This window comes from Salinispora pacifica CNR114, assembly GCF_000514775.1.
In the GTDB taxonomy this organism is placed as follows: domain Bacteria; phylum Actinomycetota; class Actinomycetes; order Mycobacteriales; family Micromonosporaceae; genus Micromonospora; species Micromonospora pacifica.
In genome coordinates this window covers 63,063-87,588 of sequence record NZ_KI911468.1, presented here as the reverse complement: position 1 = coordinate 87,588, position 24,526 = coordinate 63,063, and the positions used below count along the sequence as shown (strand labels likewise).

The 24,526-nt window shown below is 72.1% G+C and carries 12 protein-coding genes; 1 reads left to right on the top strand and 11 read right to left on the bottom strand.

Translation table 11 applies throughout. The annotated features are described in order from the left end of the window. Positions 1-69: 69 nt before the first annotated feature. The 3 genes from B118_RS0127255 to B118_RS0127245 form a co-directional block, all read right to left on the bottom strand. Positions 70-7,212: a type I polyketide synthase gene (locus tag B118_RS0127255; RefSeq protein WP_028193804.1), complete on the bottom strand. Its 7,143-nt coding sequence runs from the start codon at positions 7,210-7,212 to the stop codon at positions 70-72. 89 nt (positions 7,213-7,301) lie between these two features. Further along, positions 7,302-8,159: a class I SAM-dependent methyltransferase gene (locus B118_RS0127250; RefSeq protein ID WP_018811190.1), complete on the bottom strand. Its 858-nt coding sequence runs from the start codon at positions 8,157-8,159 to the stop codon at positions 7,302-7,304. A gap of 35 nt (positions 8,160-8,194) precedes the next feature. Then, on the bottom strand, positions 8,195-10,681 hold the full coding sequence (locus B118_RS0127245) for a lantibiotic dehydratase (protein ID WP_028193803.1): 2,487 nt from the start codon (positions 10,679-10,681) through the stop codon (positions 8,195-8,197). Positions 10,682-10,782: 101 nt separating this feature from the next. Here B118_RS0127245 and B118_RS0127240 point away from each other — a divergent pair, with 101 nt between their 5' ends. Then, positions 10,783-11,991, top strand: coding sequence for a M20 family metallopeptidase (locus tag B118_RS0127240; RefSeq protein WP_026185821.1), 1,209 nt, complete (start codon positions 10,783-10,785; stop codon positions 11,989-11,991). 32 nt (positions 11,992-12,023) lie between these two features. Here the strand turns inward: B118_RS0127240 and B118_RS0127235 are convergent, their stop codons facing one another. Genes B118_RS0127235 through B118_RS0127200 form a run of 8 tightly spaced genes read right to left on the bottom strand, consistent with a single transcriptional unit; the run spans position 12,024 to position 24,524 of the window. After that, on the bottom strand, positions 12,024-12,695 hold the full coding sequence (locus B118_RS0127235) for a VOC family protein (RefSeq protein ID WP_018223410.1): 672 nt from the start codon (positions 12,693-12,695) through the stop codon (positions 12,024-12,026). Further along, positions 12,695-13,795: an NAD(P)/FAD-dependent oxidoreductase gene (locus B118_RS0127230; protein WP_018223411.1), complete on the bottom strand. Its 1,101-nt coding sequence runs from the start codon at positions 13,793-13,795 to the stop codon at positions 12,695-12,697. Before B118_RS0127230 ends, B118_RS0127235 begins: the two co-directional genes overlap by 1 nt. Next, positions 13,770-14,846: a hypothetical protein gene (locus B118_RS0127225; RefSeq protein ID WP_018811186.1), complete on the bottom strand. Its 1,077-nt coding sequence runs from the start codon at positions 14,844-14,846 to the stop codon at positions 13,770-13,772. Before B118_RS0127225 ends, B118_RS0127230 begins: the two co-directional genes overlap by 26 nt. Next, positions 14,839-16,098: a metallopeptidase TldD-related protein gene (locus tag B118_RS0127220; protein WP_018223413.1), complete on the bottom strand. Its 1,260-nt coding sequence runs from the start codon at positions 16,096-16,098 to the stop codon at positions 14,839-14,841. Before B118_RS0127220 ends, B118_RS0127225 begins: the two co-directional genes overlap by 8 nt. Further along, positions 16,095-18,344: a lantibiotic dehydratase gene (locus B118_RS0127215; RefSeq protein WP_028193802.1), complete on the bottom strand. Its 2,250-nt coding sequence runs from the start codon at positions 18,342-18,344 to the stop codon at positions 16,095-16,097. The genes B118_RS0127220 and B118_RS0127215 overlap by 4 nt, the downstream gene beginning before the upstream one ends. Next, complete coding sequence (locus tag B118_RS0127210) at positions 18,341-19,810, bottom strand: hypothetical protein (protein ID WP_028193801.1); 1,470 nt, start codon at positions 19,808-19,810, stop codon at positions 18,341-18,343. The genes B118_RS0127215 and B118_RS0127210 overlap by 4 nt, the downstream gene beginning before the upstream one ends. Further along, a complete protein-coding gene (locus tag B118_RS0127205) occupies positions 19,807-22,092 on the bottom strand; it encodes a lantibiotic dehydratase family protein (protein ID WP_028193800.1) in 2,286 nt (761 codons plus the stop codon). The genes B118_RS0127210 and B118_RS0127205 overlap by 4 nt, the downstream gene beginning before the upstream one ends. After that, positions 22,089-24,524 (bottom strand): lantibiotic dehydratase, encoded by a 2,436-nt coding sequence (locus B118_RS0127200; RefSeq protein ID WP_028193799.1) that lies wholly within the window; start codon positions 24,522-24,524, stop codon positions 22,089-22,091. Before B118_RS0127200 ends, B118_RS0127205 begins: the two co-directional genes overlap by 4 nt. Between the last annotated feature and the right edge of the window lie 2 nt (positions 24,525-24,526).

The following is a 24,526-nucleotide window of genomic DNA, read 5'->3' as shown; positions in this document are numbered from 1 at the left end:
GGCTCGTCGGGGCGGCTTCACGAGCCGCCCCGACGCCCCTCCCGGGCCGAGTTGATCTCTCAGCGAGATTCAGTAGGACAGCCCGGGGCAGTACACCCCGCCCTCCGGTGTGGTGTAGCTGCCCAGTGAGATCAGGGTCTCCAGGCGGAGCAGCGCGACCCCTCGGGTGCGGGCGGCCCAGCTGAGCAGGCCTGGTGCCAGCCGGCCCGGGATGCGTAGCCGGGGGGCCAGGCCGTGGGGATCCTGGCGGCGCATCAGCTCACCCGCTCCGGCGTACAGCGCCCGCGCCGCCGCCTCCGACGTGGCGGTCAGGTGGCCCAGGTCGGCCAGGCCGGTGGTGTAGCCGGCGAGTTCCCCGTTGGTCTTGTCCAGCACCACGTACGGCATCGACCACTCGAAGGCCCGCTTGGCCGCCATGTGGATCTCACTGTCCCGGGAGTGTCCGTTGATCTTGCGGTACAGGGATTGGCAGCCCGGAACATCCGCCTCGGTCATGGCACGCACCTCGAAGCCCGCCATGTTGCCGGGAGTCGGCGGGGCGTACCCCACCATCAGGGAGAGCTGTTCCTGCGGCACAAAGCCGAGTGACGAGTACAGCCGGTAGGCCCAGGTGTTGTTGGCGACCTGGACGGCCCGTACGGAGGAACAGCCACGCCGCTCGCTGGCGGTGACTATCGACTCCATCAGCAGCCGGCCCACCCCACCTCCCTGCGCGTCGGGGGCGACGCTCACCGGCCCGAAGGCGGCGACCTCCTCACCCAACACCAAGAAGTTGGAGCCCACCACCGAGCCCGTCGCATCGACCGCTACCTCACTCACACAGCTCGGTGCGGCGAGCCGTCCCTGGAGCATCTCCAGCACCGCCTGCTCCGAGGACCATTCCGGTGGTAGACCCAGCGCGGCGTTGGTGTCCTCGAATGCCCGATAGCAGATCTGGGCCAACCGCGGCAGGTCGGCGGTGGTCGCCGGGCGGATGTGGAGGCGACCGCCGGCGGAGGCCGGCGCCGGGTGCGCGCCGGGCGGCGGGAAGTAGCCCACCCGGACGAAGAAGTCGACGTACTTCGCGAACAGGTCCTGGGTCATGGCCGGGCAGTCGATGCCGGTGCCGGCCAGCAACGCGCGGGTTTCGGCGGTGTCAACCGTCAGGTAGTGATTACGTCCGCTGTAGATGGTGGACTCGAAGCTGTCGACCATCGCCACCATGCTGTTTTCGGGGTTGGACCGTACCCGCCTGACCCACGGGTCCCAGCCCAACTCGTCGAGGCGATAGCCCCGCACCCGCAGTGCGTCCATCATCTCGACGAACGGCAGATGCGTGTGGTTGGCGAGGTGGTGGTTGCGGTTGCCGGCGGCCGGGTTCCGGGACAGCCCCAGGATCGCTGAGCTGACGTAGTCGACGGGCACGAGGTGGAAGATCCCGGCCGGGTCGGCCGGAACGGCCTCCGCCTGCAGGATGCCCTTCATGCTCAGCCACACGAAGTCGTGCCGTTGGCAGCGGCCCAACTCCGAGTCGCCGGAGATCTCATCGACTCGATAGATCGACACCGGCAGCCCGCGTTCCCGGGCGATCTCGATGATCTGCTCCGCGACCAGCTTGGTCTGTCGGTACCCGGAGGAGAGGGCCGTGGCGGGCCCCGGCAGGTCGGTCGACTTCAAAGCGACCCCGGGTACGACCTCGGCGGCGAAGACACCCGTGGACGACACGTGGTGGACCGGAACGCTGCGATGCCGGGCGGCCAGCCGCAGGATCTCCTCGGTGCCGGTCACGTTCGCGGCCTTCAGCGAGGAGTACGGGTAGAGCCCGTTGACGGTGGCAGCCGCGTGGTAGACCGCGTCGACCCGGCGGGACAACTCGTCGTACCGCTGCGTCGACAGGCCGAACCCGGGAGTGGCCAGGTCGCCGACGACCACGGACAACCGGTTCGGATCGATCTCGTCCCAGAGCTGATACCACTCGAGGTTGTCCCGTAGCCGGTCCAGGGCCGGTTTCTCATCGGTGGACCGAACGAGGCAGTGCACCACGGCGTTCGTGCTCCGCATCAGGTCGCGGAGGAGGAACGCGCCGAGGAAGCCGGTCGCTCCGGTGAGGAGGACCTCGCGGGGCTCGGTGGCGGCGGTGATGACCTCGTCCGCGCAGACGATGTCCGCGGCCAGACTTACCTCGGCGGCGAAGTCCACCTGCTCCTCATCGTCGTCGGCGGCGCGGAGCACCCGGCCCAGCAGGTGATCGGCGAGGACTGCCACGGTGGGGTATTCGAAGACCAGCGAGGCGGGGAGGTTGACCCCACTGAGGTCGCGGATCTGGTTGCGCAGCTCCACAGCGGTGAGGGAGTCGAAGCCCAGATCCAGCAGGGACTCGTCCGGATCGAGCTCGTCCGGGTCCGCGTGACCGAGTACGGCGGCGACCAGAGTCTTGACGGTCTGGACCAGCTCCAGGAACTGCTCCTCCTCGTCCAGCGGGCCGAGTCGAGCCGCGAGCATGGCGCCGGCCAACTGCGCGGCGTCGGCTGCCGGGGTGGCGCCCGTCGACGGCCCGGTGCCGGCGGATCGCTGGGTAGCCGCCGCGGAGAGGTGGGACGGGTCGTCCCCCGCAACCAGCTCGCGGGGGGCCGGACCCGGGCTGGCGGGCGGCGGCACGGTGGCCGGTGGGAGCCAGTAGCGCCGTCGTTGGAACGGGTAGGTGGGTAGGTCGACCTCGGGTCCGCCGGTTGGTGGGAAGAAACCCTCCCACTCCACCGGGAGACCGAGGGCGTGCAGGGCGCCCAGGGCAGCGACCTCGGCGCCCGACCGGCCGCGACGGCACAACGACACCGCGTGGTGCTCGTCCGCACCGAGGGTCTCCCGCACCAGCGCGGTCAACACCCCGTCCGGACCGAGCTCGACGAAGGTGTCGGTCCCCTGCCTACGGATCGCGTCTACCGCCGGTGCGAAGCGAACCGGCTGGCGGAGTTGCCCGACCCAGTACTCCGGGGTGAGTAGCTCCGCACCTGCGGCCGCGCCGGTGACGGTGGAGACGATGGGGATGGTCGGTCGCCGGTAGGTCAGCGACTCGGCGACGGCCCGGAAGTCGTCCAGGACGGGATCCATGTGGGCAGAGTGGAAGGCATGGCTCACCCGGAGACGGGTGGCCCGCCGCCCGTGCTCGGCCAGTCGGGCGGCGAGCGAGGTCACGGCCTCCTCGTCGCCCGAGACGACGACCGACCGGGGTGCGTTGATCGCGGCGATTCCGATCCGCCCCTCCTCCCCGCCGAGCAGGGGCAGGAGCTCCTCCTCGGTGGCTTTGACCGCGAGCATCGCCCCGCCCGGGGGCAGCGCCTGCATCAGGGCACCCCGGGCGTTGACCAGGCGGGCCGCATCCGGCAGCGAGAGCACCCCGGCCAGGTGTGCCGCGGTGAGCTCGCCGATGGAGTGCCCAGCGAGCACGCTCGGGTGTACCCCCCAGGAACGCAGCAGGGCGAACTGGGCGACCCCCAGCGCGAAGAGGGCCGGCTGGGCGAGACCGGTTTGGTGGATCGACTCGTCGTCCGGCGCCTCAGCGGGCGTCAGCAGGGCCGACCGTACCTCCGGTGCCAGGTGACCGCAGACCTCGTCCAGCGTGTCGGCGAAGACGTCGAAGCTGTCGTAGAGGTGCCGGCCCATGCCCTGGTACTGCGCGCCCTGGCCGGTGAAGAGCGCAGCCACGGCCCGGCCGGGCACCGCGCGTGCCATCGTCAGCCCGGCCGACGGCGTACCCGAGGCGAGGGCCTCCAGGCCCGCCAGGAGTTGCTTGGTCTCCGTACCCACCACGGTCGCCCGATGATCCAGACTCGCGCGCGAGCGAGCCAGCGCGCGGCCCACGGCCACCGGGCTGAGCTCTGGCGTGGAGCGCGCCATCGAGGCCAGCCGGGCCGCCTGCGTCCGCAGCGCCACCGGCGACTTGGCGGAGAGCAGCCAGGGTACGACGGCGGGGCTCCGGGGCTCGGCAACGCTCGCCGACACCGGCGGCTCAACCGGGCTCTCCTCCACGACCACGTGCGCGTTGGTGCCGCTGATCCCGAAGGCGGAGACCCCGGCCCGCCGGGGCCGGCCGGCCACCTGCCAGGGCCGGGGCTCGGTCGCCAGGCGTACCTGGCCGGAGGTCCAGTCGACGTGCGGCGAGGGTTGGTCGACGTGGAGCGTGGCCGGGAGGGTCTGGTGGCGCATCGCCTGCACCACCTTGATGAGACCGGCAGCACCGGCAGCCGCCTGGGTGTGGGTGATGTTGGACTTGACGGATCCGAGCCAGACCGGCTGCTCCGGTGCCCGCCCCTGCCCGTAGGTGGCGAGAATCGCCTCGGCCTCGATGGGGTCACCGAGTGCGGTCCCCGTGCCGTGCGCCTCGACCAGGTCGATGTCGGCGGGGCCGAGCCGGGCGGCGGCGAGGGCCTGCCGGATCAACCGCTGCTGGGCCTGGCCGTTGGGGGCGGTGAGTCCGTTCGACGTACCGTCCTGGTTGACCGCGCTGCCCCGGATGACGGCGAGTACCTTCCGTCCCGCCCGGCGCGCGTCCGAGAGGCGCTCCAACAGCACGACCCCCGCACCCTCGCCGAAGGCGGTGCCGTCCGAGGCCGCGGCGAACGCCTTGACCCGGCCATCCGCGGCCAGACCGCGCTGCCGGCTGAACGTGATCAGATCGTCGGGGGTGGCCATCACGGTGACCCCACCGGCGAGGGCGAGGCGGGACTCCCCGGAGTGCAGCGACTGACAGGCCAGGTGAAGCGCCACCAACGACGCCGAGCAGGCGGTGTCCACCGTGATGGCCGGACCCTCCAACCCGAGGGTGTACGCGACGCGTCCAGACAGCACACTGCCCGAGGTGGCGAAGCCCAGGTAGCCCTCGTACTCCGAGGCCGCGGTGGCCAGGGAACTGTACGTCTGCCCCTTCGTGCCGATGAAGAGACCGGTCGGCGAGCCGGCCATCCGGGTGGGATCAATTCCGGCGCGCTCGAACGCCTCCCAGGCGATCTCCAGGAGGATCCGCTGCTGTGGGTCCATCGCGGTGGCCTCCCGTGGGCTGATCCCGAAGAAGGCGGCGTCGAAGCCGGCGGGGTCGGCGAGAAACCCACCCCGGGTCACATAGCTGGTGCCGAGGTGGTCCGGGTCCGGGTCGAAGAGGGTGTCCAGCGGCCAGTTCCGGTCCTCCGGGAGCTCCGTGGTGGCGTCCCGTCCTTCGGCGATCAGCGTCCAGAGCTGGTCCGGATCATCGACTCCGCCGGGGAAGCGGCAGGCCATCGCGACGATGGCGATCGGCTCGTCGGCGTTGGCCCAGCCGGTCCGCTCCGGGGTAGCGGTGGGTTCGGCCGGTGCGCTCGCTCCGCTCACCTCGGTGACCAGCCGGGCCGCAAGGGCGGTAGGCGTCGGATGGTCGAAAACGACGGTCGCCGGCAGCCGTAGCCCGACTCGCGCGCAGAGCCGCTGACCAACCCCGACGACGGCGAGGGAGCCGAGCCCGAGGTCGACGAAGGGCTGGTCGGGTCGGACCTGATCGGAGGTGTCCAGCCCCACGGCACGGGCCACCTCGGCGCGGATCAGCTCCAGGACGCTCCGGGTCCGCTCGTTCGGCGGCATCTCCCGCAACTGTGCTGCCCACTCCGTACCGTCGATCGGCCCGGCCTCGTCGGGCTCGCCGTCCGGGTTGGCGATGCCCAGCAGCTGGGGGTTCGCCTCCGCCAGCAGGTGTCGGGTGATCTTGCCGGTGCTGGTCCGTGGGACGCGTTCGATGGTGTAGAGCTTGTCCGGAACCTTGAAGAAGGAGAGCAGCCGCCGGCAGTGCGCGAAGACCGTCGCCGCGTCCACGCCCTCCGGGCCCGGCACCAGATAGGCCACCGGGACCTCACCGAGCACGTCGTGTGATTCGGCGCCCACCGCCACGTCGGCTACCCCGGCGGCGGCGCGCAGCACCTCCTCGACCTCGACGGGGTGAATGTTCTCGCCCCCACGGATGATCAGCTCCTTGCGCCGGCCGGTCAGGGTCAGGTGTCCCAGGGCGTCGCGTCGCCCAAGGTCCCCGGTGCGGTACCAGCCGTCGCGCAGGACCGCGGCGGTGGCATCGGGCTGCCGGTGGTAGCCGAGCATGAGGTTCGGTCCGGCGACCCAGACCTCGCCCTCCTCTCCGGGCGGCACGTCCTGGCCGGTCTCCGGGTCGACCAGGCGGATGTCCACGCCGGGCAGCGGCGGCCCGACGGAACCGGGGACCCGCTCCCCGAACGGCCGGTTCGAGGTGATGGCGCCGGTCTCGGAGGACCCGTACTGGTCCACCAGGGGAACACCGAACGCCTCCTCGAAGCGTCTGCCCAAGGCGGCGCCGCTCGCCGATCCCGCCACGAAGCCGAGTCGTAGTGCGGAGAGGTCGGTGCTGGCGTCGGCGTCCTGGTCCAGTAGGTAGTGGTAGGTGGTCGGCACCCCGGCCAGGAACGTGACGGCCTCCTCGCGCAGGAGGTCGCGAACCTCGGACGGCGCGAACCCGCTCATCAGCCGCGCACTCGCGCCGACCGCGGTAACCCCCAACACGCAGAGGTTCTGCCCGAGCCCGTGGAACAACGGCATCGGCCACAACAGACGATCCTGTTCCGACAGCCCCAGCACCGGCGCATGGCCCGCCGCCACCAGCCACAACGAACTGCGCAGTGAGTACAGCACCCCTTTTGGCCGGCCGGTGGTCCCGGACGTGTAGAGCATCCACGCCGGGTCGTCCAGGGGGGCCTCGTCCGGGGCCGGTCCGCTCGGCTCGGTGCCCATCAGCTCTTCGTAACTCACCGTCGCTGCTGCGGCGCGCTCCGCCGTTGAAGCCTCGCCGGTGCAGATGATCCGTGGCGGTTGGCCCGGGCGGTGCCGCCGGCCCACCTGGTCGAAGCGGGCCGGGTCGCACACGATGACCGTCGGTTCGGCGTCTTCGAGGAGGTAGTCGATCTCAGCTGTGGCGGCCTGTGGGTTGAGCGGTACCGCGATGCCGCCGGCCCGGATCACCGCGAGGGAGCTCTCCACCGCCTCGACGCTGTTACCCATCAGGATCACGGCTCGCCCACCGGACGCCAACCCCAGGGCGGCCAGGTGCCCGGCCAGTCGAGCGGTCCGCCGATCGAGGTCGGCGTAGCTGACGCCACGCTTACCGTCGGCGAAGGCGATCTTGTCTCCGCGTTGGGCGGCGTGTCCGCCGAGTAGCTCGGACAGCGGCCGGATCAACTCGCTACGCATGTCTTCGTACCTTTCGGCTTCGTACTCTGGGGTAGATGTGGGCGGACGATGCCGGTCAACGGACGACGCCGGTCAGGGCAGGGCGTCGGTCAACGAAGGGCGCGGATCGTCCGGGTCGGGCAGGAGAACTCCAGCGAACCGTCGGAGCCCGCCAGGCTCCGCAACGCGGTCCGGGCCGCATCGGTCGCCTCGGTCCGTCGCTCCGGCGGCACCAGTTCCCACTGCATGCGCGGGGTGACCGTCCAGGTCCAGGCGAGATAGTCGTCGACTGACTCGAATCGGGACTTCGCTGGAACGTGCTGAATCTCGACATCGGTGAAGCCCGCCGCCAGAACCGCTGCGGCGGTCGACTCCTCGGAGACCAGCGGTCCGCCGAGACCGAGGACCAGCCGCCACGGATCGTCCACGCCCTCCGGGAGATGGGCGGACAGCACCTCGGCCAGAATCTCCGCCGACTCCCAGCCGGCGGCGAGTCGACCGTTCTCCGTGGGAAAGGTCGTCGCGACCAGCCGTCCGCCGCTGCGCAGCGCCGCCGCGGCAGCGGCCAACGCCTGCTGCGGCGCCGGTAGCAGGAACAGGACCATACCGGCGCTGATCGCGTCGAAGGGCTGGTCAACGGTGAAGCTCTGGATATCACCGAGCCGGACCTGTGCCCGGTCGGCCAGTCCGCGGGCCGCAAGGTCGGCCCCACACGCCTCAACCATGCCGGGCGCCTGGTCGATGCCGAGCACGAACCCCCCGGGACCGACCTGGGCGGCGATGGGAAACAGGCAGGCGCCCCGGCCGCAGCCGAGGTCGAGCACCCGCTCACCCGGGGTGAGCTCCAGCCGGTCGGCGACCATCTTGCCCAGTGGGTGGAAGACGAGTTGGCCGGCGGAATCGTACTGGTCGGCGGACTTGTCGTAGGCGTCCCGGACCTGGGCGGTAAGGCTGCTCTTCTCGGTCATGACCTTCTCCTTGGTTGCGGTTGCGGTTGCGGTGGCTACGTGCGGTGGGGGACGGCATCGTCCTCGTCCGCGCGGGCCGGGGCTGTCGGTCGTACCACCGCACCGAGGCGGAGCTCGGCGCAGTGCGGCTGGTCGTTGGGGCGCCACCACAGCTGCTCCGGCGTGGGCAGCATCTCGGAGACCACGACGTCGGCCGAGGTGAGACGGGCGAGGTCGAGCACCGCCATCGGGTCGGCGAAGTCGACGTACAGCGGCTTTGGTTCGGCGGGATGCCGGACATAGACGTGGCGCGGCAGCCGGTGCTGCGCCCGGATGCGGTGCAGCGCCAACCACTGCCCGTACGCGTCCTCGGCGCGTTCCGGGAGCCGTACCCGCCACCGGGCGCGTTGCAGCACGACACCGCCGACGACGATGCGCGGCGTGTAGCTGCCGAGGTCGATCGAGACCGGGCCGAGCGCCGGGCGGGAGAGCGCCCGGTGCAGGGTGGAGGAGAGGTCTCCCGGCCACAGCAGCCGGCGTTCGCCATCGATCAGGACGGCGTCTGCCGCGGCGGGGACGTGGGCCTCGGCGATCGGCACCACCTCGGCGCGGTCCTTGCTCGACAGGCCACTGAGTTCGATCGCCACCCCCGGCAGTTCCGGGGTGACGTGGGCGCTGCGGCGGCGGGAGACGATCGTCGCGGCCGTCCGTGGCGACACCGCCTGCTCGACCCGGGTCACGAAGTCCGCCCAGAGCCCGTCCGGATCGCTGTGCAGGGGTCGCTCCAGCCCCCCGAAGATGGAGCTGCAGTCGTCGTGCAGCTCCGAGAGCACCCAGGTGGCGGTGGCGGGGTCCGGGCCGACAACCATCAGGTCGGGGCTGGGCAGGCAGGCGTCGTCCGGGTCGAGGGAGACCAGGTCCCACAACGGGGCGAGGGCATCGGCGAGTACGTGTGGGTCGAGGTCGACGACCGGTGGACGGTCGGCGACCACCGTCAGGTCTCCGACGGCCTTCGTGACCAGCTCGTGCAGGATGCCATCCAACTGGTCCCGCCGATCGGTACGGGCGGGGATCTCCCGCGCGGCGAGGGCCGCGAGCGGGGCCGACGTGCCCCGCAGCGCGGTACACAGCGCGTCCCGGGCGTCCTCGCGGGCCAGCAGGGCGGCCAGGAAGGTCAGTGGGAGGACGGCCTCGGTGACCTGACGGATCCGGTCAACGATGGGCGCGCCGAGGCTGACCTGCTCGCTCAGTGGACTTGACCTGTCCTCGTGGAACAGTTCCCGATCGGCGTAGTGCTGTCCACTGTTGCGGGAGGCGTCCCCGCCGGCCCGGGCACTGGCCTGCTGCGCCGCGGCGAGCTGTGGGACGCGGTCCGGCCATCCGGCCTGGGCGTACCTGTCCCGACAGGTGGCGAGTTCGGCAACCGTGGGGGTGGGGTGCTCGCTGGCGAGTCGGGTCAACGCGTGGAGCTCGGTGGCCGGAAGGCGCCAGGGCGAGACGGTCAGCGCCGGCCCCAGCGCCCGCACCAACCGTGCCAGGCGTTCGTCGGACTGCTCGGTCGTCCCGGTGGCGGCCAGTAGATCGGCCAGGTGGGCGCCGGGGCTTTCCGCTGCCGCCTGCCACAATGCCAGCGCGGCGGCGGCGACGGTGAAGCGGCGGCCGTCCACGACCCGTTCCAACACGTGCTCCGGACCCGGCTGGCGGAACAGCGGACTGGGCCAGGCGCGCTGGGTACGTAGTGGGGTCTCACCGGCGGCCTGCTCGCGGAGCTGTTCGACCAGCCAGGCGCTGGCCTCCACCACGACGCGCTCGGGCCCGGGTGCTCCGACCCGAATCGCCTGGTCCTGTTCCGGGCGAAGGCTGCTGAACAGCACCGGGCCGAAGAAGGAGACGGTTTCGCACTTGGTGGTGAAGCGGCGAAGGTAGCGATGCAGGGTGTCGAGCCGGCGGCGCAGCGCCCGTGGTAGGTCGGCACCCGCCGCCGACCAGCCGGGGTGCTCCAGCGGCGGCGTCCGCAGCGCGGAGTGGAAGAAGCCCGGGTTCGACACGAACACGGCGTGCCGGAAGGCATCGGAGCTGGCGGCCTCCGCGGTACGCAGTCGGGCCTGGCGCAGCGCACCGTCGAACTCCGCGCGGAGCGTCGTCAGGTGTTCGGCGTGCGTGTCGACCAGGGTGTTCCACCGCGAAGCCCACCGCGGCGCTCCCGTGGCCGCCAGGATCTCGCTGCCCCGCTCGTCCAGCCGCGCCCCCGCCTCTATCCGCCGCCGACAGCTCTGCAACGCGCGCAGGGATCGTTGGTGGGGTTCGAGTTCCCGGACGGCCTCGCGCGCGCTGGGCCAGCATTCGTGCAGAAAGTGGACCCGGGCCGCCTCGATCTCCTGCTCCGCGGCGAACACCTGGTCGGCCGCGGCGATGAGGGTCGTGGTGGCGAGCCCCGCCACCAGCTGGACTGGAAAGCCGGTGCTGCGGAGCAGCGCCGACGGCACGGTCTCGACGGTCAATGCTCCCCGCCCGGCCGGCACCGTCCAGGTCAGTGCTGCCATCGTGAGCCTCCTGACTGGTCTCGCTTTCGGCTGCCGGCTCGGGTAGGAACGGGAGGAGCCGGGTACGGCACCACGGCCCGGCCGGTACGACGGGAGGGAACATGCCGCGGATGAGGCTCAGCCCCGAGGTACGGCGTCGGTGTGCGGACGCTGTGGACCAAGCCGAGGATCGCCTGCTCGCCCTGTCGCGTAGCTTGCACGCGGAGCCGGAGACGGCGTTCCGGGAGCATCGCAGCGCGGCCAAGGTGAGCGGTCTGTTGCGCGACGAGGGCTTCGCGGTGGATGTCGGCGTCGGCGGCCTCGACACCGCCTTCACCGCCCGCTTCGGCGACGGTCCGCTGGTGGTCGGGCTCTGCGCCGAGTACGACGCGCTGCCGGGGCTCGGCCACGCCTGCGGACACAACATCATCGCCGCGTCCTCGGTCGGCGCGGCCCTGGCGTTGCGGGAGGTCGCGGCGGAGCTCGACCTCACGGTTGTCGTGGTCGGCACGCCCGCCGAGGAGGATGGGGGCGGCAAGATCACGCTGCTGGAGGCCGGGGTCTTCGACGAGGTCTCGATGGCCATGCTGGTCCACCCCGCGCCGGAAGACAACTGCACCCCTCGCCCGCTGGCACTGGTCGAGTTGGAGGTCACCTACACCGGTCGGGAGTCCCACTCCGCGCTCGCACCGCAGCTGGGCGTCAACGCCGCGGACGCGTTGACCATCGCCGAGGTCGCGGTGGGGGTCGGGCGTCAGCACTTCGAGCCGCGCCAACTGGTGCACGGCATCGTCACCCGCGGCGGCGACGTGCCGAACGTGGTGCCGGCGCACACCCGTGCCCGCTACAACCTCCGGGCGGCCGACATGGAGTCCCTGAGCCGGCTGGAGTCGCGGATTCGGGACTGCTTCGCCGCGGGCGCCGTCGGCAGCGGCTGCACGCACGAGGTCAGCGCCACCCCCGCCTACGCGGAACTGGTGCACGACCCTTTCCTGTCCGAGGCCTACCGCTCGGCGGCTACCGAGCTGGGCCGGCCGCTGGTCTCCCCTGAGCAGGAGCGGGAGATGCCCACCGGCAGCACCGACATGGGCAACGTGAGTCGCGCCCTGCCCAGCCTGCACCCGAGCATCGGGATTGACAGCGGCGACGCGGTGAACCACCAGCCCGAGTTCGCCGCGGCCTGCGTGGCCCCCGGTGCTGATCGGGCACTGCTGCAGGGCGCGGTCGCGCTTGCCTGGACCGCCGCCCAGGCAGCCCAGGACCAGTCGGCCCGGCAGCGGCTGCTGGACCTGCACCGGGCGCGCGGCACGTCGACGGCGAGCCCACGGTAGCGGTGGGCGGCCACGAGCGGCTCGGCTTCGGCTCATGGCAGTCGCACCACCGTGTCGCCCGCGCCGGTCTCCACCCGGACCGCGGTGATCTCGGGGCCCGCGTCATCGTGGATCGTCACCGCGAGCCCGGCCAGGCCGGGCCACCGTGCCGCCCAGTCCCGCTCCCGGGCCGGGCCGGTCGCCAGCCCCGCGAGTGCGGTCGGCCGCACCCGGTGCCCGGCTGCCCGCAGGTCACCCGCCACCCGATCCGCCCGGTCCGCGGGATTGCCGTAGCTCAGGAAGAACGGCAGCACTTGGCTGCGCCAGGACAGGTCGAACGCGGCCTCCGCCCACGGCACCCGCTGGCCGTCGGCGCGTACCGACTCGCCCCGCAGCAGGCCGGGGTCGGTGCCGGTGACCTGTTCCACCCGTTGCGCGGTGCCGGCGATGTCGTCGGTGAGTACCGCCCAGTTGAGGAAGGCCGGCCCGTCCGCGGTCCGTTCCAGGAAGTCCCGGCCGAAGTCGGTGCTACCCAGTTCCCGCTCGTCGTGGGTGACGAGAAGCTCCAGATACTGGACGTCGGGGGTGTCGAACGGGACGACCCAGCTCGCGGTGCCGTCCGGGTTGGGGCTGCCGTCGGTGATCCCAAAGCCGTGCCGCTCCCAGAGCAACTCCCGGAGCGGGGCGATCGTGCGGGCGCCGAGGATCACGTGGTCGATGCGCATCACGCGGTGCCTCCCTGCGCGTGCGTCGGGCACATGCGGTACGGCAGCGCGTCCCAGTCGTCGCCGAGCAGCCCGGCCGCCATCCCCTTCGCGGTGGTACGGGCCGAGAGCAGCCCGTGGCCGGCGTGTCCGGCCGAGATGAAGATCCGGTCCTGACCCGGCAGCGCCCCGGCCAACGGTCGACCGGTGTCGGAGACCGGTCGCAGTCCCGCCCGCAGCTCCAGCGGTACGGAGGCGGCGAGGCTGGGCATGGCGGCGGTGGCGAACCGCAGCAGCGCTCCGATGCCCTTCGTGGTGACGTGGTCGGCGAAGCCGGCGTCCTCCTCGGTGGCGCCGACGAGGATGTCGTCGCCGACCCCCGGGGCAAGGTAGTAGGCGGAGGAGAGGATGCTGGTCAGCTTCTCGTCGGTGCGCAACACCACCATCTGACCGCGTTGTGGCCGGATTCCGGTGGACTCGGCTAGCCCGGTGCCGGAACTCCACGCGCCGGCGGCGATCACCACCCGGTCGGCGTGCAGCGCCTCCTGGTCCATTCGAAGCACCACCCGGTGCCCGTCCTCGCGCACCTCGCGTACCTGGCACCCCTGTCGCCAGTCGACCCCCTGCTCTCGGCAGCGGCCGCGGACCGCGGCCAGATACCGTCGTCCGTCGATCATGAGTCCACCCTCGGCGTACAGGTAGTGTCGGCTGGTGGGGAGCTTCAAGCCGGTCGCGACAGCGGCGAGGTCGTCGCCGCTGACCTGCACCCCGGACCCCGCCTCCATCAACAGGTGGCCGTAGGTTTCGATGTCCTGCGGGCGCAGGGCGCGCAGAATCGGCCGCACCACGCTGAAGGTGCCGAACTCCGGCTCCAGGCGGGCCACGTCCGCGTCCAGGTCCAGCTTCGCGTTCCGCAGCCAGGAGTAGAACTCCTGGTCGTCCAGGTAGCGAAGGGAGGGCACCGCCACCCCGGCCGCGCGATGGGTCGCGTGTCCGGGCTCGGCACCGGCGTCCAGCACCAGGACCGAGGCGCCCTGGCTGCTCAACTCCTCCGCCAGGCACGCACCGACTATGCCGCCGCCGACGATGGCGACGTCAGGGGTTGACGGAAACGACTGCATGTCCGGCACCTTCCAGTTCGGCTGCGCTGGCGAGTACCAGCGAGCGGGTGGTCACGTCGCTGTCGCCGTAGACAGCCGTTCGGGGGCCCGTCAGGCCGTGGGCATGACGGAGTAGGTGGATGGGCTTGCCGTGCAGCACGACCACGAAGCTCTCCTCGGGGCGGTCCACCGGCCGGGCCACACAGTGGACCCGGATCGTGCCGTCGCCGTGGTAGCGCTGGAGCCCTTCGACACACCACTGCAGCTCGATGGCGTTCGGCGGGGTTAACGCATCAGGCCCGTCGAGCTCGAGCCGGACGATCGGAGGCGGACCGCAGGCGGCAGCGTCGTGATCCCAGACCGCCCGGCCCGGCGGCACACCGTCGCGCCACCGCCCGGGGGGACAGATCCGGCCGGCGTCCACCAGCGTGCTGGCCTCGGCGGGATCACCGAGGTCGTCCCGGTCGTACCCGGCCGGCACCACGGGGAGATCCCGGATGGTCAGCGCGGGTAGCACCCGACGCCCGGCGAGTTGCGCCGCACTCCGCCGGCCCTTGCGCGAGGAGAGGGAGAATGCCGCGCCGGCCACGAGTACGGCCGTGGGCGCCGGGCGCAGGATGAGCGGGCGATCCCGCCAGCCCGCCGGCGGTTCGGCGGCTGGTGGGTGCGCCAGCACCGCCAGGTCCTGCCCGGCGACGGCCGACACCAACTCGGGCGGTGCGCCGGGGCCGGCGGTGCCGAGCACGACCGGCCCGGCCGCGGTCTCGACCCGGAGCAGCAGGTCGCTGCGGTGTGATACCGGCAGGTCGGTATCGGCTCGCCACTCGTGGATCGTGGCGACCGCGCTCTGCAGCCCGTCGAGGGCGCCGCCGATCCGGGCGGCGGCGTCGGTGAGCAGCAGCGCCACGTTCTTGGCTGCCGCGTCGGCGGCGGATCCGTCCACCCGAACCGATCCGAGTACCCGTCCGGAGGCGTCTCGGCGTAGCCGCACGAAGTCCAGCGACACGGTCAGCCGGGGGCCGGCGGAGGTGGGGGTGAGCAGCCCGGAGGCGCGCAGCCGAAGCTCAGGCATGACGCACCGCCCGGATCCCGACCGATCCGGCGGGGAGCCGGAGGCCCGCGTTGGCGAAGGACACCAGGACCGGATACTGGCCAAGCTTTCCGCAGCCGCCGGTGGCCCGGAGGTACCCGGCGACCTGGTGTGCGTACGGCCGTATGCGCGCCAGCGCCCGAGCGCCGTCGCCGACGATGCGGAGGGGGCCGAGCCGGGCGGTGGTGCCGTCGGCCCGGTGCAGTACGGAGATCGGCGCGTGGAAGACGAACGCGCCCGAGGCGATGTTCATCATCTCCAGCCGCAGCCCGCGGGGAGCGATCCAGTCCCCGGCCGGCTCCTCGACCTCGACGCCGGGCTCCAGTATCGCCGCGGTGTGCGTCATCCGGGGGATCGCCGGGTGACGGTAGTTCTGTCGCCGTCCGTGGCCGGTTCTGGTGGTGTTCAGGCGCTGGGCCAGGGCCAGATCGTTCATCGGCCGGCCAACCACGCCCCGGTCGATCAGCCGGCTGGTCACCGAGTCGGCTCCCTCGTCGTCGAAGGCGCTCCGGTAGCCGCCGCCGGCGAGATGGCCGCCGTCGAGGATGGACAGCCAGGGTGGGGCTACCCGGTGCCCGAGTTGCTGGCCCAGGTAGCTGGTGCCGGAAGCGACGACGTCGGCCTCCATCGGATGCCCGACGAGCTCGTGGAAGAACGCGCCGGCGAATCCCGGCAGCAGAACGAGGTCGGTGTTCACGGGTAGCTCCTCGGCCAGTGGCAGACCGAGCCGGCCGCGCATCTGGGTGGCCGTCTGCCGCGCCGCCAGCGCCAGGGTGCCGGGATCGTCGGTCGGATCCCACCGAACCGACTGCGTGTGCCGGGTGCCGTCGTCGCCGGTCAGGGTGAGCAGCAGCGTCGCGACGAAGCGGTGGGTGGAGCGGACCTGTTCCGGGTCGCCGGCGGCGACGTGCTGTTCCGCGACGCCGAGCACGAGTTCGGCGCCGGTCTCGGCGGCGATTGCGGTGAGCAGGGCGCGATGCTGCGCCGTCACCTCGAACACCGGTCGGCCCTGGACCTCGCGCAGGGCGTCGGCGGCAGGCCCGGCCGGCCCGGCGTAGCCGGTCCCGAGCAGCGCGTCGCCGTCGGTGAAACGGTGTTCGGTGCAGCCGTCCCCGAGGTGCCGCTCCACACTCATCCCGCGGGCGGTGGAGCGTTGGGTCGGGAACGAGCCGTCCGGTCGGACGTCGACCCGCAGCCGTAGCGAGTGTTCGCTGAACCAGATCGTCGGCGTCATGCTGGCCCGCCTTCGCCGACGACCTGCATCCGCAGCTCGCTGGTGTAGCGCCGCCCTTCGGCGTCGCGGAGCCACAGCCCTTCGGGCCCTGGTGCCATCCGCTCCACGTCGATCTCGTCGCAGCCCCGGGTGATGTGGTTGACCAGGTCGGCGGCGAGTGGGGAGGCGAGATCGATCAGGTACGGCTTGCGTTCGTGGGCACTGCGGCCGAAGAGGAACCGGACGTTGGTGTCGCGGGCCAACCGCCGCAGCCCGAGGAACCGGGTGTGCGGCTCCGCCGCCGCCAACGTCTGGGTCGGTACCCGCCAGCGGGCGCGTTGCAGGGTCACCGCCCCCAGTACGACCTCGGGCAGCGCACCGCCGGTGGCGGCGCGGAAGGTGGGGTGCAGGACCTGCGGGTGTGACAGCGCGGCGATCGGCGCGTACTTGACGAAGTCGCTCAGCGGCACGTACGCGGTGACGGTGCGACCGTCCGGGTCCCGGAGGGTCACCGTGTCGGCGGTGATGGAGACCCGGAGGTCTTCGGGTTTGAGTAGGTCCGCCCGGCCCTCGTCGGTCCAGGAGAGCGGACGCATCGCGACCTCCCGGCCGGGGAACCGGTAGTAGCCCTTGTTCCGGCGGCCGAGGTCGAGGCCGACCAGGTCGTCAGCTTGTCGGGCGACCCACTCGGTGGCGGCCGCGCCGTACCGTCGCGGATCCGGATGCATGGTGGCGAGCCAGCTGTTGACCAGCAGGTGGTGGTGGGCGCGGGACAGCACCAGCGGTGCCTCGTCCAGCCCCGCCACGTCCGTCGCGGCCGGGCAGAGGTCGATGACGGCGTACCGCTCGCCGTCAAGGGCGTTGGCCCGGTCGATGAGCTGGGCCAGCTCGGACCGCCAGTCCTCACCCGGGTAGCTGGGCGCGTAGGTCGCCTGGTAGGTGCTGGTGGAGTCGGACTGATCCGCGGCGGCCTGGGTCGCGTATTCGAGGAGGTTCAGTTCGCGGTCCTGGCCGTTGCCGGCGAAGCTCTCGCGGACGGCCTCGGCGGCCGCGGTCTGGGTGGCGTGACCGTGCGTGACGCAGGCCTCCAGGAGCGGGGTGAGCTGCTCCTCCCAGCGCCGGATCAGATCGGCGCCGATGGTGAGGGCGAAGGGGGACGCGCACTCCTCGAAGAAGACCGCCCGGTCGGCGTAGGCGGCGCCCGCGCCCCGCCGGGCCGGTTTGCCGGTGATCTCGGTGAACCGGGCCTCCACCGCGGCGACGGTGGTGATCTTGCGGTCCAGTGGCTGTTCGCCCAGCTCCGTCAGGAGCGCGGCGAGATCGCCGAGCCGGGCGATCCATTGGTCGCGGGCGGGGGTGGCCGGCAGCGCGGCGAGTTGTTCGCGCAGCGTCGTGAGCGGGTCCAGGTCGTAGTCGCCGCCGCCGAGCCCGATGGTGAGGTGCTCGGTCGCCACCAGCTTCATCAGTGTCCGCACCACCTCGACGGCGGGTCGGCCCGAACGCTGGATCAGCTGCCGGACGGTCGTGCCACCCGGGAGCACCTGGGCCAGGATCGGCTCACCCGGGTCCGCGCCGCGGCCGGTGTGGTGGAAGCGGAGGTGCGGCAGGATCGCGGAGTCTCGGGCGATGGCCAACGCCAGGGCCCGGGCCGCCCAGTGGGAGAGAAACACCCGGCGGGTACGGGGAACGTCTCGGCGTAGCTGGGCGTCGTCTCCGCCGCCCACCGTGCCGTACGCCATCGGGCCGAAGAAGCTGACGGTTTCGTTCTTGGCGCAGAACCGTTGCACGTAGGTGTACATCTGTCGGCGTACCCGCCGCCAGCGTGAGTTCAGTGCACCCTGATACGCCAAGAAGGGTTGCAGCATGTTGCGGTAGACATCCGGGTTCGACAGGAAGACCGCCTCGGACACCTGGGACGTCGCCAGCACTTCCCGGAGTTCTTTGCCCACCTGCTCGTCCGCTGCCTGGTAGGCGCGGACGTACTGGGCCAGGGCCTCTCCCCAGGCATCGACCGCCGCCTGCCAGTCCGGCCCGGCGGTCCGGGGCAGCTGGTCGATCCGGCCGTGCAGCACGTCGGCCCGGATCCCGGTGGCTCGATCGCCGGTGAAGTGCATCGAGACGCTGGCCAGGAGGACATCCTCCCGCCGAACCACCTCGTCGGCCAGCTCCAGCAGGTCACCGGGGGCGCCCAGCTCCTCCAGCCAGTCGAACGGCATTCCCGCGTGGCGCACGATGAACTCGCGGCCAATGCGCCAGTTTCTTGTCATTGTGGACTCCGGATTGCCCCGGCCCGGACCAGCTGACCGGACAGTTTTGTACGGACCGTGTCACTGAGGTGCTGCCAGACGGCAGCGTCGCCGCTCGCCAACCGCCGTACGACCGGCGTCAGCCTCGGGTGCAGCCGAAAGGCGCTACCCGTGCGCAGGTTCACCACGAAGGATCCGGGTCCGCGCCCATCTGGCCCGGCCCCGCTGGCCTCGACGACCGCGGCGGAGGGTTCCCACGCGGCGGGGGGCTGGCTTCCGGGCGCGAGCGCGCAGCAGGCGAGCCGACCCGGATACAGCTCGGTTTCGGCGCCGAACTCGGCGGTCAGGGCGCTGGTGATGCGCCGCCGGTCGGCATCGTCGAGCGACCCCGGACCGTGAAAACGATCCCAGCGCGGGAGATCGTGCCGCGGTGCGTCCTGTCGGGTCAGCGGCACCCCACCCCACATCGTCGATCTGCGTGGACCGTTTCGGCTGGTCAGCCGGAACGGGCTCAGACCCGCCAGCCGGGGTCCGGGCCCGGAGCGCAGCCGTCGGGCGACGGTGGTGGTCGCGTCGGCATCCAGCCCGGGGGCGCCGACCAGTAGCTCGACGGCCAGCCGGTCGTCGCCGACGAGTCGGCGTACCGTCTCCAGGTCGGTGTCGACGCCACTCACCCCCGTCACCGCCGACCAGGCGGAGAAGCGGGCCACGGTCAGCGCCACCCCGCGGCAGTCCCGCCAGGCTCGGGCCGGCAGCAGCACGGCCTGCTCGGGGGCGAGCCAACCCGCCCAGGGCGGCCCGGGGCGCCACTGGTGGGCGTCGCGTACCCAGCGGATGTCTTCGCCCGCCGGGGCCCACTCTCGCCGCAGGCGCCAGGACGGGGTCCAGTCCTCGATCTCGGCGCCGGCGAATGGCGCGAGTGCGCGTAGCGCCTTCCGGTGTGCGGCGGCGAACCGTCCGCAGAGCGTGACCCGGTGCGGACCCAACGCCTTCGCCAGCGCGGCAGCGGCCGGAAGCTGCTGGTCGGTTTCGACCAGCAGGTGCACGCGAGCCCCCGGTGCCCAGGATCGGGCCCGGTCGGCCTCCGGCCCGAACAGGGCGGTACCGGTCGCGGCAGACACCACGTCGGCGCCCGACTCGGTGGTGCCGTGGACCAGCTCGACATCGTCTACGGCCAACCGGATCGTCGGATCTGCTTCGGCGGTCAGCCGCAGGGCCAGCCCCGTCGCCCGGAGTCGGCCCCAGTCGTAGCGCCCGCGGTCCAGGATCGTCGCGGCGCCCGCGGCGAAGAGCGCCTTGGTGGCCGTCTCGGCGGTGGTCACACCAGACGTCGGCCGCGCCGCGGACTCGGCCAACGTGCGCAGGCGCACCGGAGCGCAGAGCCGGTCGAGGAACTCAGCGTTGGCGTCGAAAAGCTCGTCGGCGGGCCCCAGGATCGGTTCGAGGCTCAGGTCGTACAGGGGCGGCAGGATCACCCGGCGCATCACTGTCCACCACCCCGCAGGTAGACGCAGCGCAGCTCCGAGGCGAACCGCAGCTCACCGTCGCGAAGCCAGGCGTCGGTCGGCGCGGGCAGGGCCTCGGTGATGGCGAGGTGGTCGGCGGTGGCCGCCAGCCGCGCCATCCCCTTCAACAGGTCGGGACTCGCGGTGTCGACATACACCGGCTTGCGTTCGGCGGGCGACTTGACGAAGAAGCGGTTCGGCAGGGCGCGTTCGGTGACCAACCGGGCGGCACCGAGCAGCAGGTCCAGGTCCCGCTGGCCGCGGAGCGACGTCTGTACCTCGGCGCTCGGCACCAGCCAGCGCCGCCGGGAGAAGACCGCGTTGCCCCAGCGCAGTCGGGGCAGGTACGGCAGCGGCGGGAGGACGGCGCGCCGAATGCGGGGCAGCGCGAGCGCGGTGTGCACCGCGGTGTCGAGTTCGCCGTTGTGCAACAGCAGGCTCTGCCCGGGAAAGCTGGCTCCCCGAAGCACCACCTGCTCCCCGTCACTGTCGAGCCAGAGTTCGTCCAGACCGATCCGGTCTCGACCCGCGGTGGCGGAGCCGCCCAGTTCGAGTACGACGCCGGGGAACTCCAACGGCGGCAGCCCGGTCGTCCGCCGGGAGATCACGTTGACGGCTGTCTGGTCACCGAGGGCCCGCCGGACGGCGGCGTCGCGCTCGGCCAGCAGCGTCGCCGCGTCCGGATGAAACTGAAGGGCCCACGGGGTGAGTAGCGCCGCGTCGTGGATGTCACCGAGCACCAACGGAGTCGTACCCGGGTCGTAGTCGGCCAGGTCGGCCGTGCCGATCAGGACGTCGATGGAGCAGAGAACCGGTGCGGTGGGGGCGGGCACAGTGGGCAGCAGACCGGCGACGTCGAGCTCACTCGCCTCCGGTCCGGCTTCGCCGACGACGCGGGCCAGCTCCGTGCTGAGCTGGCCGCCGTACTCGATGGACATGTCCGCGCAGGCGCTCAGCGCTCGCAGCAGCGGAGTGCGGCCCGGGCCGAGCCGCCGCGCCACCGCCCGGTTGGTCTGTACCCGGGTCAGCTCCGCCTCATGCGCCAGCAGGTCCAGGACGGGGGCGGCCGCCGCCCGCAGGTCGTGGGCGAGCCGCCCCCGGAGCTCCAGCTGGGCAGTACCCACCGCGGCCTCGTGGATGATCACCCGGTCGTTGTAGAAACGGCTGCGGTTCGTCGGCCCGCCGGTGGGGAGCAGGGACTCCACCTCGGCCTGAATGGCCAGCTTGCGCTCCGGCGAGGTCCAGGGGTAGCTGTCGAGTAGGTCGAGCACCTTGACCAGCAGCGACCGGACGGCCGCCGCGCGGCTGGCGGTCTCGGCGCCGGCCTCGTCGATCCGCTCCAGGGTCCAGCGCAACGGATCCACCGTCGTCGCCGGCGGGCACCAGGAGTGCGTCAGCACCCCCTTGGCCACGGCCGTGCGGAACAGCCCCACCGTACGGGTCACCTCGGCGCCCCCGGCCGTGGCGAGCTCAGCGATCGTGCGGTCGCCGTCCACCGCCCGGATCAACCCGGCCGCCGGGTCGTCTCGGCGCGGCGGGCGTGCCGTGGTCTTGCGGATGGGCACCAGGTGCGTCACCAACGAGTCATCGTCGATGATCATCGTCTGGACGGCGTCGTTGACCCGGGCGGCACAGTGCGCCTGGCGAACCCGGATCTCCCGGTGGCCCGCCCAGGACAGCGTCGTCGCCGCGTCCGAGTCGGCGTCCACCCGGCCGTAGTTGATCGGCCCGAAGAAGCTCATCGTCTCGCTCTTCGCGGCCAGCCGCTGCGCGTACGCGGCGAGCTGGCGGCGGATCCTGCCCCCGGTCGCCCCCCGGACCAGATCCCGGTGGACGGCGGGGGAGGAGCAGACGATGGCATCGTTGATCCGTGCGTCGGTACGGATCTCCGCGAGCGCGGCATTGACCGTCGCCGCGTCCGCCGCGACGGTCGGCTCCAGCTGGTCCCGGGTCCGCGTCGCCTGCTCGGCGATCTCGTTCCACTCGGCGAGCCAGTCGCCGTCGAAGATGTCCGACGGGGGTAGCGGGCGGACGTTGCGTAGCTTGCTCTGCTGGCCTCGGGTGAGGCGAGCCGACGCTCGCATTCGGGCGGCTACCTCGGCAGCCCTTCGTTCCAGGGTGGCCAACTCGCCGAGCAACGCTGCGGTCTGTCGATAGGTCAGGGACTCGATCAGTTGCCAGGGGAAGCCGGCGCTGCGCAGCACGAGGACCGGCAGCAGCTCCCAGCTGGGGTCGGCCGGGCCGGCGCTGGTGGGGACGGTCACGACGAAGCCCTTCTCATAGCGATCCGGAACTCGGCGGTCACGGGTCTGTCGCCGTGGCGTAGCCACAGGGCCTCTGGCGCGGGCCGCATCTCGGCCAGCGAGACCTTCCCGTCGCCGGCCAGGGTCAACGCCAGCAGCGCGTCCACGGCCAGCGGATTGTCGAGGTCAACCCCGACCGGCTTGGGCTCGTGTGCCGCCGAGACGAAGCAGAAGCGGGGAAGCCCGTGCCGGGCGCGTAGGGACTGCACCGCGAGGAACGCGGTGGCGGCGTCCCGGACCTCGGCGACGCCAAGGTCAGCGGCGCTGAACCACCAGCGGGCCCGCTGCACGATGACCTCCCCGACGCGAATTCGGGGTGCGAAGTCGCCGAATCGGACCAGGGGCAGGGCCACGCCCGGTGCGGCGAAGGCCCGGAGGTGGACGTGGTCGTCCTCGCCGGCGTAGAGGGTCAGTTCACCGTCGGGCGCGTGCAGCCGCGGCACCCCGTTGACCAGTACGGCGGTCAGGTCGGCGAGCGCCACGGTGCGCTTCCGGTCGTCGGTGGCGACGGAGGTGACCTCGACGAAGCGTCCCGGAAACCAGTCGGCGACCAGACCCTTGTGCCGCCGTCGACGGATGACCGTGGCGAGCTGGTCGGGGCCGCCCCACGGCTCGAGCCCCGCGGTGAAGTCGGCCAGCATCCGCTCCTGGTCGTCGCAGAAGAGCCCCTGCGAACCCCAGGCGAAGACGTAGGGGTGCAGCTCGCCCAGGACCAGCAGGTCGGTTCCGTCCGGCTGCCGCTCCAGCATGAGGTCCGGGCTGACGAACCGGTCCCGGCCCGGGCTGGGCGCCAGGGGCGCCAGAGCGGCGGTGGACAACCGGGCCTCCTGCCCGCGCAGGGCGGTGCGTACCAGCTCGGTGTAGGTCTGGGTGAACTCCCGTACCGGGTCGGCGAGCGCCGTCAGCTCCCCGGCCTCAACCGCTGGTAGCACCCGGCGGATCAGCTCGTCATAGGGCAACGAACCGGTCTCCGTCTCGCTGACGACCCTCGCGCACAACTCTGCGGCGACCTGCTGCTGGAGCTCGCCGTATCGGGCCGCGACATCCAGCACCGGGGTGAGCTGCTCCTCCCAGCGTCGGGCGATGTCGCCGCCGACCACCACCGGAGACTGGTCGCCCTTGGCGTCCAGCGACACCACCAACCGGTCGGCGTACATCTGCCCGCCGGCCCGGCGGGCGTCGGTCGCCGTCAGCGCCGAGAAACCCGCCTCCACCTCGGCGAGCACGGCCGCCCGCTGGTGGTGTCCGGCGGCGGCTGCGTACCGGTCCGCCAGGGCGGCGAGTTCGCGCAGCCGGGCCGGCCACTCGGTGCCGGCGGCATGCTCCTGCGCGAAGCCCACCAGCCAGTCCAGCGGACGGGCGGTGGTGGACGGCGGCTCGGGCCACAGCCGGACGGCGCCGATCTGCCGCAGCCGATCCAGGACCACCCGTGCCTCGGCGACCTCCATCCCGGCGAGGTCCGCGAGGTCCCGTACCGAACGGTGGTCGTTGACGTCGTGAACGAGTCGCCAGTGGGCGCCGGAGAGCCGGATCCGCCGCCCGGCACTGGTCTGCACGGTGCCGGTTCCGGCTTCGGCCTCCGCTCGCCGACGGTAGGCCGGCACCCAGGTCACTGGCAGTTGGTCGCGGACGGCAGGATCGGCGCCGAGGTTGCGGGCCAGCTCGCACACGGCCCAGAACGCGGTCTGCGCCTCCGTCGTGTGGACCCCCGACCCGGTCTCGGGGCCCAACCCGATCCCGGCGGCCGTGTGGTCGATCCGTCCGTGTACCAGCGGACCGAAGAAACTTGTCGTCTCGTTCTTCGCGGCGAGGCGCTGGCCGTAGAGGTAGGCGCGGCGGTAGAAGGCGCGGTCCTTGGCCCGGTTCCGGTTCGCACCGGCACTCCGGGTGGCCCACCCCCGCCGCCAGCGTAGGACCTCGCCGTAGAACGAGGGTGAGAGCTGAAGCAACGCGTCGCAGACCCGGTCGTTGGCCAGCAGCGCGTGCACCCGGTCCGGTCGGCGCAACGCCTCCTGGGCGAGGACGTCGGTCAGCCGTTGGCCCGCCTGCTCCAGTTCGGCCTGCGCCGTGTCGTAGGCCGCCGCCGCTGGAACCAGCGCGGGGTCCAGCTGTTCGGGGTTCACCGACAGGCCGCGTCCCGCCCGGCTGCGGGCCCGGGACAGCGCCCGAAGTCGCGACCGGTCCGACTGCCGATCGGTCCGGGCGACCGCCCGGGCGATGCCGTCGATCAAATTGGTGCGGCACAGCCCGAACTGTTTCGCCGCCGTGCGGTACTCCGCGGCGCCTGCTCGCGTCGGTTCGTCGGCCAGGGCGGTCAACAGGTCGATGCCGAAGCCCGCCCGACGGAGGAGTAGCCGGGGGTAGAGCTGCCAGGGGGTTGGTTGCTCAGTCATCG

Excerpts from the sequence above, each read along its gene's own strand:
- B118_RS0127215 (WP_028193802.1), bottom strand. The coding sequence starts at position 18,344 with ATGACAAGAAACTGGCGCATTGGCCGCGAGTTCATCGTGCGCCACGCG.
- B118_RS0127220 (WP_018223413.1), bottom strand. The coding sequence starts at position 16,098 with ATGACGCCGACGATCTGGTTCAGCGAACACTCGCTACGGCTGCGGGTC.
- B118_RS0127245 (WP_028193803.1), bottom strand. The coding sequence starts at position 10,681 with ATGGCAGCACTGACCTGGACGGTGCCGGCCGGGCGGGGAGCATTGACC.
- B118_RS0127240 (WP_026185821.1), top strand. The coding sequence starts at position 10,783 with ATGCCGCGGATGAGGCTCAGCCCCGAGGTACGGCGTCGGTGTGCGGAC.
- B118_RS0127200 (WP_028193799.1), bottom strand. The coding sequence starts at position 24,524 with ATGACTGAGCAACCAACCCCCTGGCAGCTCTACCCCCGGCTACTCCTC.
- B118_RS0127225 (WP_018811186.1), bottom strand. The coding sequence starts at position 14,846 with ATGCCTGAGCTTCGGCTGCGCGCCTCCGGGCTGCTCACCCCCACCTCC.
- B118_RS0127255 (WP_028193804.1), bottom strand. The coding sequence starts at position 7,212 with ATGCGTAGCGAGTTGATCCGGCCGCTGTCCGAGCTACTCGGCGGACAC.
- B118_RS0127235 (WP_018223410.1), bottom strand. The coding sequence starts at position 12,695 with ATGCGCATCGACCACGTGATCCTCGGCGCCCGCACGATCGCCCCGCTC.
- B118_RS0127230 (WP_018223411.1), bottom strand. The coding sequence starts at position 13,795 with ATGCAGTCGTTTCCGTCAACCCCTGACGTCGCCATCGTCGGCGGCGGC.
- B118_RS0127250 (WP_018811190.1), bottom strand. The coding sequence starts at position 8,159 with ATGACCGAGAAGAGCAGCCTTACCGCCCAGGTCCGGGACGCCTACGAC.